General features: G+C 65.3%; 15 protein-coding genes. 13 read left to right on the top strand and 2 right to left on the bottom strand.

Annotated features, from left to right (window positions below):
* The first annotated feature begins 3 nt into the window (after nt 1–3).
* Complete coding sequence (locus ACP7DW_RS16745) at nt 4–1,698, top strand: ShlB/FhaC/HecB family hemolysin secretion/activation protein (protein ID WP_426055824.1); 1,695 nt, start codon at nt 4–6, stop codon at nt 1,696–1,698.
* Between the two features lie 118 nt (nt 1,699–1,816).
* On the opposite strand, the gene ACP7DW_RS16740 is transcribed toward ACP7DW_RS16745, so the two are convergent.
* Both ACP7DW_RS16740 and ACP7DW_RS16735 read right to left on the bottom strand, forming a co-directional pair.
* The gene (locus tag ACP7DW_RS16740) at nt 1,817–2,617 is read right to left on the bottom strand and encodes an alpha/beta fold hydrolase (protein ID WP_426055823.1); all 801 of its coding nucleotides are present in this window, start codon (nt 2,615–2,617) and stop codon (nt 1,817–1,819) included.
* The gene (locus ACP7DW_RS16735; RefSeq protein WP_426055822.1) at nt 2,614–3,630 is read right to left on the bottom strand and encodes a M14 family zinc carboxypeptidase; all 1,017 of its coding nucleotides are present in this window, start codon (nt 3,628–3,630) and stop codon (nt 2,614–2,616) included. Before ACP7DW_RS16735 ends, ACP7DW_RS16740 begins: the two co-directional genes overlap by 4 nt.
* 320 nt (nt 3,631–3,950) lie before the next feature.
* On the opposite strand from ACP7DW_RS16735, the gene ACP7DW_RS16730 reads away from it, so the two are divergent.
* The 12 genes from ACP7DW_RS16730 to ACP7DW_RS16675 all read left to right on the top strand — a co-directional run bounded on the left by ACP7DW_RS16730 (nt 3,951) and on the right by ACP7DW_RS16675 (nt 15,979).
* Nucleotides 3,951–4,154: a hypothetical protein gene (locus ACP7DW_RS16730; protein WP_426055821.1), complete on the top strand. Its 204-nt coding sequence runs from the start codon at nt 3,951–3,953 to the stop codon at nt 4,152–4,154.
* Nucleotides 4,081–4,539: a sigma factor gene (locus ACP7DW_RS16725; RefSeq protein WP_426055820.1), complete on the top strand. Its 459-nt coding sequence runs from the start codon at nt 4,081–4,083 to the stop codon at nt 4,537–4,539. The genes ACP7DW_RS16730 and ACP7DW_RS16725 overlap by 74 nt, the downstream gene beginning before the upstream one ends.
* A gap of 8 nt (nt 4,540–4,547) precedes the next feature.
* Entirely contained in the window at nt 4,548–4,685 is a 138-nt protein-coding gene (locus ACP7DW_RS16720; protein WP_426055819.1) for a hypothetical protein, read from the top strand.
* Entirely contained in the window at nt 4,622–5,026 is a 405-nt protein-coding gene (locus tag ACP7DW_RS16715) for a filamentous haemagglutinin family protein (RefSeq protein WP_426055818.1), read from the top strand. Before ACP7DW_RS16720 ends, ACP7DW_RS16715 begins: the two co-directional genes overlap by 64 nt.
* Nucleotides 4,977–5,201, top strand: coding sequence for a sigma factor-like helix-turn-helix DNA-binding protein (locus ACP7DW_RS16710; protein WP_426055817.1), 225 nt, complete (start codon nt 4,977–4,979; stop codon nt 5,199–5,201). Before ACP7DW_RS16715 ends, ACP7DW_RS16710 begins: the two co-directional genes overlap by 50 nt.
* A 76-nt stretch (nt 5,202–5,277) precedes the next feature.
* A complete protein-coding gene (gene paoA / locus ACP7DW_RS16705; protein ID WP_426055816.1) occupies nt 5,278–5,946 on the top strand; it encodes an aldehyde dehydrogenase iron-sulfur subunit PaoA in 669 nt (222 codons plus the stop codon).
* Entirely contained in the window at nt 5,943–6,902 is a 960-nt protein-coding gene (locus ACP7DW_RS16700) for an FAD binding domain-containing protein (RefSeq protein ID WP_426055815.1), read from the top strand. The genes paoA and ACP7DW_RS16700 overlap by 4 nt, the downstream gene beginning before the upstream one ends.
* Nucleotides 6,903–6,906: 4 nt before the next feature.
* Nucleotides 6,907–9,105 carry an aldehyde oxidoreductase molybdenum-binding subunit PaoC gene (gene paoC / locus ACP7DW_RS16695; RefSeq protein ID WP_426055814.1) on the top strand — a complete coding sequence of 733 codons (2,199 nt, stop codon included), beginning with the start codon at nt 6,907–6,909 and terminating at the stop codon, nt 9,103–9,105.
* A 120-nt stretch (nt 9,106–9,225) separates the two neighbouring features.
* Nucleotides 9,226–10,863, top strand: a complete 1,638-nt coding sequence (locus ACP7DW_RS16690; protein WP_426055813.1) for a response regulator — start codon at nt 9,226–9,228, stop codon at nt 10,861–10,863.
* Entirely contained in the window at nt 10,860–11,888 is a 1,029-nt protein-coding gene (locus ACP7DW_RS16685; RefSeq protein ID WP_426055812.1) for an ABC transporter substrate-binding protein, read from the top strand. Before ACP7DW_RS16690 ends, ACP7DW_RS16685 begins: the two co-directional genes overlap by 4 nt.
* A 10-nt stretch (nt 11,889–11,898) precedes the next feature.
* Nucleotides 11,899–14,412: an ATP-binding protein gene (locus ACP7DW_RS16680; protein WP_426055811.1), complete on the top strand. Its 2,514-nt coding sequence runs from the start codon at nt 11,899–11,901 to the stop codon at nt 14,410–14,412.
* A 289-nt stretch (nt 14,413–14,701) separates the two neighbouring features.
* The gene (locus ACP7DW_RS16675) at nt 14,702–15,979 is read left to right on the top strand and encodes an OmpA family protein (RefSeq protein ID WP_426055810.1); all 1,278 of its coding nucleotides are present in this window, start codon (nt 14,702–14,704) and stop codon (nt 15,977–15,979) included.
* The last annotated feature ends 44 nt before the right edge of the window (nt 15,980–16,023 follow it).

Genomic DNA, 16,023 nt, shown 5'->3' with positions numbered 1-16,023 from the left:
TATATGAACACCCTATCCAAACAGCCTCTCCTGATGAAACCCTTGTTCGCCGCGTTGTTGCTTGCGTCGCTGGAGGCCCAAGCCGCTGGTCAGCAAGTGCCTCCCGACGCCGGATCGATTCTGCAACAATTGCAACCACCAATTCCCAAGGCGGCGCAACCGACGGCGCCGATCCTTGAAGTGCAGCCGAAAATCGATGCCGGCATGCCGCCTTCGCAGCCGTTCCACGTGAGCAAATTGCGTATCACAGGCAATACTGCATTTGCTACGGCAACGCTGCATGCATTGATCGCCGATCAGGAAGGTAAAGATCTGACGCTGGCGCAACTCGAAGAACTCGCCGGGCGCATTACCGCATACTATCAGGCGCATGGATTTCCAATTACACGGGCCATCATTCCGGTGCAGTCGATTACCGACGGCGTCGTTATTATCCAGGTCGTCGAGGCGCACTATGACAACGTCCGCCTCAAGAATCAAAGCGAGGTGAGCGACGATTTGCTGCAGGCCTTTCTGAAGCCGCTCGCTACAGGAAAATTAATTGTCGATGACGAACTCGACCATGCTTTGCTGTTGCTGTCGGACGTGCCAGGCGTGGGCGTGAATGCGGTGCTCAAGCCGGGAGCGACTACCGGTACGTCCGACATCGATATCGAGACGCGGTACATTCCGGCGACGCTGGCTAACTTGTCGCTGGATAACTACGGTAACCGCTATATCGGCCGCACGCGCCTGAACGGCAATGTCAATATTGTCAATCCCTTCCATGCTGGTGACACACTGAGCGCCAACATGACCACCACCGGCGAAGGCATGAATTATCTCCGGGCGGCATACGACACGCTGCTCAACGGTCAGGGGACCCGGATCGGCACCGCATATTCTGCACTGCGTTACAAGCTCGGCAGCACTGCCCGCGCCCTTGATGCGAATGGCACTGCGGCAGTCGGCAGCCTGTGGGTAAGACATCCATTGATTCGTACCAGGCAATATAACCTCTATGCCCAACTGCAATATGAAGCCAAGACGCTGCATGATCGCGTCGATGTCACCGGCATCCGTACTGACCGGCAGCTCAGTAACTGGATAGCCAGTATCAACGCCGATTATCGCGACAGCCTGCTGGCAGGCGGCATGAGCACAGGATCGCTGAGTTGGACTAGCGGACGTACCAGTTTTGACGATGCCGCCGCCGCCGCATCGGATGCCGCGACCGCACGTTCGAACGGTACATTCTCGAAGTGGAATGTCAATCTCGCCCGCTTGCAGGGACTGACGCCGCGCGACTCGCTGTATCTCAGTTTTGCCGGGCAATGGGCAGACCGCAATCTGGATTCCGCCGAGAAGATGGCTATCGGCGGCCCCTATACTGTCCGTGCATATGACATCGGTGCGCTGTCAGGCGACACCGGCTATGCCGCCAGTGTGGAAATACGCCATGAGTTGGGACGGCTGTTGTCAGGATCATGGCAGGCGCAGGTGTTTATCGACAATGCTTATGTCAAGGTCAACCGCCAGCCCTGGACCGTGACTGTGAACAGTGCGACCTTGTCCGGCGCCGGCGTCGGTCTGAGCTGGGTCGGCCCCGACCTGTGGCGCGCGAGTGCCGCCGTGGCAACCCGCGTGGGCGCGGTGCCTGCGCTGTTGTCCCGGCAGTCGTCGGCGCATGCCTGGCTGCTCGTAAGCAAGGCATTCTGACCTGGCCGCCATCCTGAGCCTAGCCAGGTGCCGGCCCTGTGCCGAGCGACAAACGAGAAAGTCATGCACCGCCTGCGTGAAAAAAGCCGTGATGCATGAGTCATGCAAGGCGCAACGCTCAGTTGTGGTCGGCGGCGGGCGCGATGTTGCCTGGCTGTGGGGCCATCCGCCCCAGCCATTGCACCAGCGTGTCCGCCACCCAATCGCCATCGTCGAGCGGCAAGTCGTGGCCGGCGTCGGGGTGGAGCATGCAGACGGCGGCCCATGCCTGCGCCAGTTGCTGCGAGCAGCGGTGGTCGACCAGGCGGTCGCGCGCGCCGGCCAGGATCAGCACGGGCATGGCGGGGCGGCGGTCCGGCGCCCGGTAGCGGGCGGCCGACAGTAGCTGGCGCAGCGCGTTGCGGCGGCTGACCGGGTATTGCTGCTGAAAACCGCGCCAATCGGCCAGCAGCGCGGGATTGCCATGGGCATTCCTGCTGCTCGTCAGGCGCAATATCAATGCTTCCTGGCTGGCTGCATTGCCCAGCAGCAGCTGGCGCAGCAGCGCGCCATAGTTTTGCCAGCGCAGGCGACGGTAAAACGGGCTGTGCGGGCGCATGCTGGTGTTGATCAGCACGCATAACGCGACTTCCTGCGGATAGCGCTGCGCCCATTCGACCGCCACCATGCCGCCCAGCGACAGGGCCAGCAGGCGGTAGGGCGGCGCGATGCCCCGTTCGGACAAATCCTGGCGGCAAAATTCCACCATCTCGGCCACTCGCGTGGGGCTGTCCATGGCGTGTCGCTCGCCATTGCCGGGCAAGTCGGGCGTGACGATATTGGCGCCGGGCAGGGCGCGCGCCAGGCTGGCGGGAAAACCGCCCCAGTGGCGCTGTTCGCGCATCAGGCCGCGCAATAAAATCCAGGAGGGCGGCGTCATGACTCATACCATTGCGCCAGGGCGCGCCGGCGCTGCGCCTTGCGCAGCAAGCCTTCCGGCATCCAGCGGCCGTGGCTGCTGGCGGCGCGCATGAGGAAATCGAACCACACCAGATGCCGCCGCAGCACGCGCTGCAGGCGGTGCGCGGCCGTGGGGTTGAAGATGCTGACCCGGTTGAACAGCTGGCGCGGGTTTTTCTTGACCCACAGCCACGAACCCATTTCCAGGGTCAGCGGCAGGAACACGCGCCCGGTGTAGCTGGTGCCGTTCAGGTACAGATAGTCCCACAGGTCGCCATGCGTGCGGTATTGCCGGCTTTGCGGCTCGAACACATAGTTGTGGTTGGGGTAGCTCTGGCTGAACAGCTCTTCCAGCGCGCCGATCTCGGCCAGGTGTTCGATCGGCACCTTGGTATGGGCATGGGGAAACCAGATGCGGTCGCGCAAGCCGAAGCCGGAATGGCAATCGAGGGCGATGCTGAACTGGCGCGACAGCAATTCGCGCTCGACCAGGTCGCACACGGCGGCGCTTTCCACTTCCATCGGCGCGTCTGGCGCGCCGCGGTACCAGGGCAGGCGGGCACTGTAGCGCTGGCCACCGAGCATGAACGGCACTTTTTCACGCGCGCTCAGCGGCGCGTTGCGCATCAGGTCCACGCCGCGCGGATTGCAGCGCGTGGCTTGCCACATGCCGCCCGGATTGACCAGCGGCATGAACACCAGGCGCATGCTTTCCAGCTGCTGGTGCAGGGTGGCGTCCCAGCGCAGGCGCGCGATCAGGCTTTCCAGGAAGGAGAGCAGCACTTGCGTGCCGATGCGTTCGAGACCGTGGATGCCGCCGAAAAAGCCCAGCACGGGCACGTCGGGGCTGGGATTGCCCATGGCAATCGTGTACACGGGAAACTCGCGCCCATCCATGGCGATGCTGCAGGGCGCGGCCACTTCCAGGTGGCTGCCGCCCTCGTCGATGAGGCGCTTCAGCATGACCAGCTCGGGCAGATTCTTTTCGATCATCAGACGTCTGAAAGGGAAAGTGACAGCCAGTGTAGCCGAAATAAGCAGCGCGCCCGACGTCCCGCATGGCGAAATTTATGCATGGCAAGCATGTCACGAAGCTGTCATGTTTGCTGTGTAGGCTATTGCAGTTGACGCAAGAATTATTACATGGCAATGCCCCGTTTTCACGCAGTTCCACCCTCACACGATAGCGACACGATAGCGATATGACAGGCAGCCCGGCATCCGTGCGTGTGCTTGCGCTGGCGGGATACCTGGTACTGCTGGGTTTCCTGACCGCGCTGGGGCCCGTGCGGGCGTAACCGGCCGACGGCCCCGTGCTGCAGTTCGATATCGCCGCACAACCCCTTGGCGAAGCGCTGGACTGGTACAGCCGCCGCACGGGCATCGCCGTGCTGATGGACCAGCGCCATGCACAGCGCCAGTCGGCCGCCGTGCGCGGCGCGTATGCGGCCGGCGCGGCCCTGCAAATCTTGCTGGACGATTGCGCCCCCAGCGCGCCGGGTAGAAACGCGCCATGAGCATGCCCGACCTGCGCGCACCAGGCTGAAACGCCACCTCAGTTCGCGCTACGCTGTGCTGCGCTGGCGCCTCGACACGGTGGTCGGCTGCAAGCACAACGCGGCCGATGCGCTGCAGGAAACCTGGCTGCGCCTCGAAGCGATGGTGGCGCCCGGCCCGACTGCCGCGCCCGTCCACAATCCCGACGCCTATCTGCTGCGCATGGCGGCCAATATCGCCACCGATGCCTACCGCCGCGACCGCATCATCGTCACTGAGCGCTTCGGCATTTCCGTGGCGATGGTGAAAAAAGAATGGCAGGCCGCCAGGCAACACTGTAAAACGTGCATGGCCGACGCCGATGCCGCCCAGCGCAGCGATGTGTCGGGCCGCCGTAAATATTGATGAATCTGATGACCGCTTCCGACCGCGATCCACGCGACCTGGTTGAACATGACGACACTGCCATCGGCCGGCAAGCCGCTGAATGGTGGGCGCGGCTGCGTGCCGACGATTTCACGCAGGCCGACGCCGACGCCTTGCGCGCCTGACGCGAACTGCAACAGCTGTGGCAGGCGCTCGATCCCGCCTTGACCCGCGCCGCCGCCGCGCCGCAGCGGGCGAACGTGCTGGCGTTCCCCTCCGGCCCGGACGGCGTGCCTTTCTCGGCGGTGCGCTGGCGGCCGGCGGCGACATCCTCGGCTGGTCGTCGCAGGGCGACATCAACGCGGGCCGCGGTTCGAAGTCGACCATCATCTGCACGCCGCCCAAGCGCGTGTATGACCACTGGGGCAACGTGACGTCGTCATCCGACATGCCCAGCACTGGCGCAGGCCGTCGCGTTGCTGCCGCGGCGCCACCAGCAAGTGCTCGAAGCGCTGCGCGTGGATGAGCTGACCCGCCAGGAGGTGGCCGAGCGGCACGACATGTCGCTGCGCAATGTCGATACGGCCTTGCGCCAGGCGCTCGACCACTGCGCGCGCCACACGGGCCATGCGGCGCAGGGCGGCGCCGGCACGACCCGGCGCAGTCTGAGGCTGAAGGTACGTTCGCGTACAGACGCGTAACATTCCTGCCAGCAGACTGCTGCTTCGGGCCTGCATGCGCCCACCCAGCCAGTCCACAGCCAGGAGGAAGCGCGAGATGACAGAGTGTAATCACATCAATGCCGGCAGGCGCGGTTTGCTGATCGCCGGCGCGCTGTCGGCCACGGCCGTGGCCGTGCCCAGTGTGGCAGGAGCGGCGGGAGCGGCGCAGGCCGTCAACACGGCCACCCAGGCCAGTGTTTCTCCGCCGCCCGTCCTGATGAAAATCAACCTCGACGTCAACGGCCAGCGCCGCAGCCTGGAACTCGACACGCGCACCAGCTTGCTCGACGCCTTGCGCGAACAGCTGCAATTGACGGGCACCAAAAAGGGCTGCGACCACGGCCAGTGCGGCGCCTGCACGGTGATCTTGGACGGCCAGCGCATCAATGCCTGCCTGACCCTGGCCGTGATGCATGACGGCGCCAGGGTCACCACCATCGAGGGACTGGGCACGCCCGAGAAATTGCACCCGATGCAGGCCGCCTTCATCGCGCATGACGGCTTTCAATGCGGCTACTGTACCCCGGGGCAAATCTGCTCGGCCGTCGCCGCGCTGGGAGAAATCCGCCAGGGCATCCCCAGCCACGTCAGCGCGGACTTGAACGCGCCGCCGCAGGCGACCCCGGAAGAACTGCGCGAACGCATGAGCGGCAACCTGTGCCGCTGCGGCGCGTACTCCAACATCATCGAGGCGATTGCCGAAGTGGCCGGGAGGCCGGCATGAGAGTTTTTACTTACCAGAAGGCCGCCTCGCCGGCCGAAGCGGCGGCCGCCGCCTTGCACACGCCGGGTGCGCGCTTCATCGCGGGCGGCACGAATCTGCTCGATCTGATGAAACTGGAAATCGAAACGCCCGCGCACCTGATCGACGTGAATGGCCTCGCGCTCGATACAGTGGAGACGACGGCAGACGGTCGCTTGCGCATCGGCGCCCTCGTGCGCAACACGGCGCTGGCGGCGCATGCCACGGTGCGCCGCGATTACGGCGTATTGTCGCGCGCCTTGCTGGCCGGCGCTTCGGCGCAACTGCGCAACAAGGCGACGACGGCGGGCAACCTGCTGCAGCGCACGCGCTGCGCTTATTTTTATGACACGCACCAGGCGTGCAACAAGCGCGTGCCCGGCAGCGGCTGCCCGGCCATCGCGGGTTTCAGCCGGCCCCTGGCGATTGTGGGCGGCAGCGAGGCCTGCATCGCCACGCATCCCAGCGACATGGCCGTGGCCATGCGCGTGCTCGACGCCGCCATCGACACGGTGCGGCCCGACGGCAGCGCGCGCAGCATCCCGATTGCCGACTTTTACCGCTTGCCGGGCAACACGCCGCAGCTGGAAACCGTGCTGCAGCCCGGCGAACTGATCACCAGCGTGACCTTGCCCCCGCCCGTCGGCGGCACGCACGTGTACCGCAAGGTGCGCGACCGCGCTTCGTATGCGTTTGCGCTGGTGTCCGTCGCGGCTATCATCTTGCCCAACGGCACGGGCAGGCTGGCCCTGGGCGGCGTCGCGCCGCAGCCGTGGCGAATCGCGGAAGCGGAGCAGGCGATGCCGAATGGCGCGGCCGCCGTGAGCGCACGGCTGCTGGCCGGTGCCAAACCGACGGCGGACAATGCCTTCAAGCTGATCCTGGCGCAGCGCACGATTGCCGCCGTGCTGGCGCAAGCACCCGACCAGAAAGGCTAGGGCCATGAAATTCACGACACCCGCCACGACGAACCCCATCGACCAGCTGAAAGTCGTGGGCCGTCCCACGGACCGCATCGACGGCCCCCTGAAAACCACGGGCACGGCGCCGTACGCGTATGAACAGAACAAGGCCGCGCCGCACGCCGCCTACGGTTACGTCGTCGGCGCGGCGATTGCCAGGGGGCGCATCGCCTCGCTCGATACGAGCGCGGCGCGCCGGGCGCCCGGTGTGCTGGCCGTGGTGACGGCGCAATCGGCAGGCAAGCTGGGCAAAGGCAAGATGAACACGGCGCATCTGCTGGGCGGCCCGGACATTGAACATTATCACCAGGCCATCGCGCTGGTGGTGGCGCATTCCTTCGAGCAGGCACGTTCGGCCGCGCAGCTGCTCGACGTCAAGTATGTCGAGCAGCAGGGCGCCTTCGACCTGGCCAAGGCGAAGAATACGGCGAGCAAGCCGAAGGAAGGCAAGCCCGACAGCAAGACGGGCAATTTCGCGCTCGCCTATGCGAATGCCCCCGTGCGCCTCGATGCCAGCTACACCACGCCTGACCAGTCGCACGCCATGATGGAGCCGCACGCCTCGATTGCCGCCTGGGAGGGCGATACATTGACGCTGTGGACGTCGAACCAGATGGTGGACTGGGCCCGGGGCGACCTGGCCCGCACCCTGGGGCTGTCGAAAGACAAGGTGCGCATCGTCTCGCCATACATCGGCGGCGGTTTCGGCGGCAAGCTGTTCGTGCGCGCCGAAGCCTTGCTGGCGGCCCTGGGCGCGCGCGCGGCGCAGCGCCCCGTCAAGGTCGCGCTGACGCGGCCCCTGATGTTCAACAACACGACACACCGGCCCGCCACCATCCAGCGCCTGCGCCTTGGCGCCACGCGCGATGGCAAGATCACGGCCATCGGCCATGAATCGTGGTCGGGCGACTTGAAAGGGGGGCAACCGGAAACGGCCGTGATGCAGACGCGGCTGCTGTATGCGGGGCCGAACCGCATGACGGCCATGCGCCTGGCCGTGCTCGATTTGCCGGAGGGTAACGCCATGCGCGCGCCGGGCGAGGCGCCGGGCTTGATGGCGCTGGAAATCGCCATGGACGAGCTGGCGGAAAAGCTGAACATGGACCCCATCGTCTTGCGCATCCTCAACGACACGAAAGTGGACCCGGAGAAACCGGGCAGACTGTTTTCCCAGCGCCGCCTGATCGACTGCCTGCGCACGGGCGCCGTGGAATTCGGCTGGAAAGAGCGGCAAAGCCGGCCCGGTACGCGGCGCGACGGCCGCTGGCTGGTGGGCATGGGCGTGGCGGCCGCCTTGCGCAACAACCTCGTCATGCAGTCCGCCGCCCGCGTGCGCCTGGACGCCAACGGCATCGTCACGGTGGAAACGGATATGACCGACATCGGCACGGGCAGCTACACGATCATCGCCCAGACGGCGGCGGAAATGCTGGGCGTGACCTTGCAGCGTGTCGTCGTGCGCCTGGGCGACTCCGATTTTCCCGTCTCGGCCGGTTCGGGCGGGCAGTGGGGCGGCAATAGCTCGACGGCCGGCGTGTACGCGGCCTGCGTGCGCCTGCGCCAGGCCGTGGCCGGCAAGCTGGGTTTTGATGCGCAGGAGGCGCGCTTTTCCGATGGGCAAGTGAGCCAGGGCGAGCGCAGCGTGCCTTTGGCGCAGGCGGCGGCGAACGGCGACATCGTCGCCGAAGACCATATGGAATACGGCGACCTGGACAAAAAATTCCAGCAATCGACATTTGGCGCGCATTTCGTCGAGGTAGGCGTGGACGGCGACACGGGTGAAGTGCGCGTGCGCCGCATGCTGGCCGTCTGCGCGGCCGGCCGCATCCTGAACCCCAAAGCGGCGCGCAGCCAGGTGATCGGCGCCATGACCATGGGCGTGGGCGCGGCTCTGATGGAAGAACTCGTTGTGGACAAGCGCCGCGGCTTTTTCGTCAACCACGACCTGGCCGGCTACGAAGTGCCGGTGCACGCCGACATCCCGCACCAGCACGTCATTTTCCTCGACGAAACGGACCCCATGTCCTCGCCCATGAAAGCCAAGGGCGTGGGCGAGCTGGGCATCTGCGGCGTGGCGGCGGCCATTGCCAATGCCGTGTACAACGCCACAGGGGTGAGAGTGCGCGACTATCCGCTGACCCTGGACAAGCTGCTGCGGGGGCTGCCCGAGGTCGCCTAGCTCCCTTGCGCTGCCGCGCGTGACAATGCGTGTATTTTTTGTAATTTCCAGGTGCTATGCTCGGAACGGATGTTGCGGGGCAAGTTCCCGGCCCGCAAGGTCATGTCGCCAGGAGAATGCATGAACAGCTCATCAATGCCGCCGCGTATCCTCATCGTCGATGACGAGCTGGCGCACGTGCGCGCGCTGTGCGACACCTTGCGCGGGCAGGCCTATGACACGACGGGGCTCGCTTCGGGCGAGGCGGCGCTGGCCCTGCTGGCCGTCGAATCGTTCGACCTGTTGCTGGTCGACCTGATGATGCCTGGCATCAACGGCATCGCCGTGGTGGAAGCGGCGCGGCAGATCGATCCGGACCTGGCCTGCATCATCATGACGGGCGAAGGCACGATCGCCTCGGCCGTGCAGGCCATGCAGGCGGGTGCGCTCGACTATGTCGTCAAGCCCTTCAAGGTGTCGGGCATCCTGCTGATACTGGCGCGCGCGCTGGAAACGCGCCAGCTGCGCATCGCCAATGCGCGCCTGGAACTGCTGCTGCGCCAGCACACGGACGAACTCGACGCCGTGAACAAGGATTTGCAGCTGGCGCGCGAAGTGGCCGAGCGGGCGAACCAGGAAAAGACCACTTTCCTGTCCAGCATGAGCCACGAGTTGCGCACGCCGCTCAACGCCATCCTGGGCTTTTCGCAGATGCTGATGTCCGATTCCATTCCCTCGACGGCGCAGGAAAAGAAAATCTTTGCCTCGCACATCTTCGGCGCGGGCCGCCACCTGTTGACTTTGATCAACGATATCCTCGATATCGCCAAGATCGAGTCGGGCAATATGTCGCTGTCGATGGAGCCCGTGGACCTGGCCGGCATCTACCACGAATGCTGGCAAATGATGGAACCGCTGGCGAAGAAGCGCGGCATCACCCTGACGTTCGTGGAAGCGGTCGGCCTGCATGTGCTGGCCGACCGTACGCGCCTCAAGCAGGTACTGCTCAACTTGCTGTCGAACGCCGTCAAGTACAACCGGGAACAGGGCGAAATCCACGTCGATTGCCAGCCCCTCGATACGCGGCAGCTGCGCCTGTCCGTGCGCGACACGGGCGGCGGGCTGAGCGCCGCGCAGCTCGAAGCGCTGTTCCAGCCCTTCAATCGCCTGGGACGCGATGCGCGCGACGAGGAGGGCACGGGCCTGGGGCTGGTGGTCAGCAAGCGCCTGGCCGAAGCCATGCAGGGCAGGCTGGGCGTGGCCAGCACGCCCGGACGCGGCAGCACCTTCTGGCTCGATATCGCCAGTTGCCCGGCGCGCCAGCCGCTGCAGGAAAGTGCGCGCCTGTCCGCCCTTGCCCGGCCCGCGGAAACGGTACGCCTGCCGGACCGCAAGACGCTGCTGTATGTGGAAGACAATCCCCTGAACCTGGCCCTGGTGGCGGGACTGATCCATTTTCGCCCCGACCTCGACCTGTTGTCGGCCGGCGACGGGCAAACGGGCCTGGAGCTGGCGCGCCGCCACCTGCCGCAGCTGATACTGATGGACAGCGACCTGCCCGACATCAGCGGCACGCAAGTCATGCAGCTGCTGCGCGCCGATGCCCGCACCGCGCATATTCCCGTCATCGCCCTGACGGCCGTGGCCGGGCCGGGCGATATCCGCCAGGGGCTGGCGGCGGGTTACTACCGCTATCTCACCAAACCGATCGACGTGCAGGCGTTTTCCGAGGCCATCAACAGCGCGCTGGAGTCGGCCACGGCGCAGCACAGCGCATGAACGGCGCGGCGCCGGTGCGGCGGGCGCTCTGGCTGGCGGCCATCGCGCTGTTGCTGGCGCTGGCTGCCGCGGCCATCTGGCGGCTCAATGACCGTCCCGCTGCGCCGCCCGGCCCGGTGGAAGTGCTGCGCCTGGCCGTGAATGCGGAATACGTGGGCAGCTGCCCCGTGCTGGCGGCGCGCACACACGGATATTTCGCGCGCGAGGGCATCGATGCGCGGCTGCAAGCGTATTCGTCGGGCAAGGCGTCGCTGGAAGCCGTGCTGCAGGGCAGTGCCGACCTGGGCACCGTGTCCGATATTCCCGTGGTGCTGGCCAGCCTGAAAAACCAGTCCGTCGTCATCATCGCCAGCATCTTCGAGGCCGAGCGCGACCACGGCATCGTGGGACGCCTGGACCGCGGCGTGTCCACGCCCGCCAGCCTGAAAGGCAAGCGCATCGGCGTCACCCTGAACACCTCCGGCCATTTCACGCTGGACGCTTTTTTGAACCGCCAGAAGCTGCTGCCCGCTGAGGTCACCTTGCGCAACTACGCGCCGGAGCAGCTGGCCGGTGCGCTGGCGCGCGGCGAGGTCGATGCGGCGGCCGGCTGGGAGCCTTTCCTGACGGGCATGACGCACGCCATCGCGGGCAAGGCGGCGATTTTCTATGGCGAGGACGTGTATGCGGGCCTGTTCAACGTGGCCGGCACGGGCGACTACGTGCGCAGCCACCCGGCGACGGTGCGCAAGGTGCTGCGCGCGCTGCTGGCCGGCGCGCGCTTTTGCCGCGACGAGCCCGACGCCGCGCGCTCCCTGTTTACCACGGTGTCGGCCAGCGAGGCGGCGCGCCTGCAGGCGGCCTGGCACGGTTATCGGTTTGGCATCGTGCTCGGCCAGGGCTTGCTGCTGGCGCTGGAAGACGAGGCGCGCTGGGCCATCAAGAACCGGCTGGCCGAACGCGGCGACATGCCGAACTTCCTCGACGCCGTCTACCTGGACGGCCTGGAAGCCGTGGCGCCATCGGCCATGACGGTCATTCATTGAGAAGGCCACCGTGAAAATCGTCACGCGCTTCAAGCTGGCCGAACTGTTTTGCGTGCTGCTGGTGGCCATCATCGTCGCCGTGCTGTTCTCCACCACCATGGCGATGCAGCGCGAACTGGCGAAGAACAAGGCGGCGGCCGATATCCTGCAAGCGGTCACGTCGCTGCGCTACCTGTCGATCGAATATGCGCTGCACCATGGCGCGCGCACGCGCGCCCAGTGGCAGCTGCGCAGCGAATCGCTGGGCACGGGCCTGCTGGCCAGGCGCGCCTTCAACGGCGACGAAGAGCGCAAGCTGCTGCGCGAATTGCAGGGCGACCTGGCCGGCGTGGGCGCCCTGTTCGAGCTGTTTGTGGCGAATCACCGCGAGCTGGGGCAAGATCCGCAGCGGCGCGAGGTGCTGGTCGAGCTGGAATCGCGCCTGTCGGGCCAGATCATGGGCAGGGTGCAGGGCATGATTTCGGATGCGATGCGGCTGTCCGAATTGAGCCGGCAAGGCGTGCTCGAGGCGCAGCAGCGGGCCAACGTCGCCGTGATGCTGTTTGGCGGCGTGATCATCGCGCTGGTGGCTGGCCTGATCTACTTCACCATGACGAGCGTCACGGGACCGCTGGAAAAGCTGCGCCAGGGCACCCTGATCGTCGGCGCCGGCAAGCTCGATTTCGCGCTCGGCGTGCACACGAAGAATGAAATCGGCGACCTGGCGCGCGCCTTCGACGGCATGACGGAAAAGCTGCGCCGCACCACCGTCTCGCGCGACGAGCTGGCGCGCACGAATGCCGCCCTGGAAACGCAGATCGCCGAGCGCCAGCTGGCCGAGCGCAAGGTGCATGAGCAGCTCGAGCGCCTGAACCTGCTGCAGCAGATCACGCGCTCGATCGGCGAGCGGCAGGACTTGCGCAGCATCTTCCAGGTCGTGGTGCGCAGCCTGGAAGACCAGCTGCCCATCGATTTCAGCTGCATCTGCCTGTACGAACCGGCGCAGCACGCGCTGCAGGTGACGTGCGTGGGCGTGCGCAGCGAGGCGCTGGCGCAGTCGTTCATGATGGGCGAGCAGGCGCACATCCCCATCGACGAGAATGGCCTGTCGAGTTGCGTGCGCGGCAAGCTCGTGTATGAAGCCGACATCGCCGAGGTGGCGTTTCCATTTCCGCAGCGGCTGGCGCAAGGGGGGCTGCGCGCGCTCGTCATGGCGCCGCTGCTGGCTGAAAACACGGTCTTCGGCATCCTGATCGTGGCGCGCCGCGCCGCGCACAGCTTCACCAGCGGCGAATGCGAATTCCTCAGCCAGCTGAGCGAGCATGTGGCGCTGGCCGCCAACCAGGCACAGCTCTACGGCGCGCTGCAGCGCGCGTATGACGATTTGCGCCAGACGCAGCAATCCGCAATGCAGCAGGAGCGCCTGCGCGCGCTGGGGCAGATGGCCAGCGGCATCGCACACGACATCAACAACGCCATTTCCCCCGTGGCGCTGTACACCGAGTCCTTGCTGGAGACGGAAACCAATCTCAGTCCGCAGGGCCGGCATTGCCTGGAAGTGATCGAGCGCGCCATCGACGACGTGGCCGCCACCGTGGCGCGCATGCGCGAATTCTACCGCCAGCGCGAACCGCAGCTGGCGCTGTCACCCATCGACGCCAACCTGGTGGTGCAGCAGGTGCTGGACCTGACGCGCGCGCGCTGGAGCGACATGCCGCAGCAGCGCGGCATCGTCATCGCCCTGCGCACGCAGCTGGCGGACGCGCTGCCCATGCTGCCCGGCAGCGTGGGGGAAATCCGCGAAGCGCTGACCAACCTGGTCTTCAACGCCGTCGACGCCATGCCGGACGGCGGCACATTGAGCGTGCGCACCAGCTGCACCGGCGCAGCGGGAGAGGCGCGGCAGGTGCGCATCGAGGTGGGCGACACGGGCATCGGCATGGACGAGAACACGCGCCGCCGCTGCCTGGAACCATTTTTTACCACCAAGGGCGAGCGGGGCACGGGCCTGGGCCTGGCCATGGTGTACGGCATGATGGAGCGCCATGGCGCCAGCATCGACATCGTCACGGCGCCCGGGCAGGGCACGGCGGTGCGCCTGGATTTCCCCGCCTGCGCGGCGGGCGAGGGGGAACAAGCGCCCGACGCGGCCCACGCCGTGCCACCGCGCCTGCGCATCCTGGTGGTGGACGACGACCCGATGGTGCTCAAGTCCCTGCGCGACATCCTGGAAATCGATGGCCACGATGTGACGTCAGCCGATGGCGGCCAGGCCGGCATCGACTGCTTCCAGGCCGCGTACGAGCGGCACGAACAGTTTGCGGTGGTCATCACGGACCTGGGCATGCCCCACGTGGACGGGCGCAAGGTGGCCAGCGCCGTGCGCCAGTGCTCGCCGGCCACGCCCGTCATCATGCTCACGGGCTGGGGCCAGCGCCTGGCGGCCGACAGCGACTATCCCGAACACGTCGACTGCGTGCTGGGCAAGCCGCCCCGGCTGAAGGAGTTGCGGCGCGCCCTGAATGCGGTCATGGCGAATGTATAGGCCGCCGGGGTCGTTCAATCCCGATTATCCTTGTTTAATCCGTATCAAGCTTCGCTGCAATGGCCGCATCGCGGCGTGACGACGCACTAGACTTGTATGGTTGGACCCTTAGCTGGCGCCTTTGCCAAAGGCGTGATGGGCATGCCTGTTCAAGCGAGTCAAACGCGTTGTCCACAATGAGGGGGATACTGTGATCATACCGAGACCCCCGCCAGAGCCAGCAACTGTCCCAGCGTACAGCAGTGATTCGCTGAGCAAGAAAATAGCGATCCTTGATCTCGTGACGACCTTGACATATAAACTGGCCGTTGCAGTGGGCGCCGTCGTCACGCTGACCTATCTGTTTGACATTCGGTTCTTCCCCAGTAGCCTGACGCCAGGCGAAGTGGTGTTCTTTATCTTTGTGGCACTGATGTTCGGTTTTCTGTACTGTATCTTCCTGTTGTTCGGGGCCATGTCTGCAGTATGGCTGCTCCAGCTGCTTTCCTGGCTGGAAAGGGGGCGAGCCAGGTGTCGCGGCTCCCATGGGCGGGCGGCCCTGTTTGTCGTTCCAGCCGGGCTGCATGGCGTTGGCTATTTTCTGGTATCGCTGTTCTTTTTTTTGCTGTCCTTGTTGCATTTATTCGCTGCTGCACAACCTTCCTTGTTTTTACTGATCCTGATCTTTTTTTGTGCCGGTTTTCTTACCCTTTTTATCGGTACGGCTGGCACGCAAGCGGGTATCACGGGCGCAGCTGGGCAGCCGAAGCCGCCGCGCAAATGGGCGCAGCTTGCCGCAGTATTCGTCGCACCGCTGGTACTCGTGCTGTTCTTCGGGCCGTTCATGAAGATGGTGCATATGGCGTTCCAGCTATTGGGTGTGCGTATTCCCGACGTGAGCATCGAAGTGCCCGAGAGCGAGCTCGGTGAAATCGAGCGCGTCACGGAAGTCCTCGGCCGCCCCATCCTTGACTGCCGCAGGGTCGCCGGGGGGCGATTGCTGCTACATCATGCCGATGTCTTGTGGACCGGCATTGGTGGGGTGTCGCTTGTCAGTTTCAGTGTCCGCACGCAGCAGGAGGCCGGCATCTTCAGCCCTGAGCCGGCCATCCTCAAGGTTGCCACCTTGCGTCTGGACGCGGCAACGATGCGCATCATCAAGAGCCGGCCTGCGCTCAATCCCTGTTTCGACCTTTCCAATGACTTGCTGTTCAAGACCGGCAGCGAGCAATTATTGCCAACGGCACAAGCGCGTCTGCAAGCCCTTGCCTCAGCCATTCTGGCATCGGGTACGCCGAGTGACATACTGGTGCGGGGTCACAGTGACGCCCGTCCTTTCGCGGGTAGCATTGCTGGAAAAGGCGTGGATAACCAGCGTCTATCGGAGCTGCGCGCAGAGGCGATTGTCAATGTGCTCAGAACTACGCTGGCGGGAAAGAACCTGACATTGAGAGCGGAAGGGGCGGGTGCGCGGGAACCGCGCGTGAAATGCCCTGTCGAGGCAACTACTACTTCCTATGAAACGGAACAGTGCAATGCCTTGAACCGCAGGGTGGAGGTGCGGGTGATGTACTCGCGAACGCAGTAAGGAGAGCGGCGGCAACGGCGTTTGCCGCTGTTGCCGCCCCTCGC

The organism is Janthinobacterium sp. PSRC1-1 (genome assembly GCF_049897525.1).
Lineage (GTDB): Bacteria > Pseudomonadota > Gammaproteobacteria > Burkholderiales > Burkholderiaceae_D > Janthinobacterium > Janthinobacterium tructae.
This window is presented reverse-complemented; position numbering and strand designations above follow the sequence as displayed.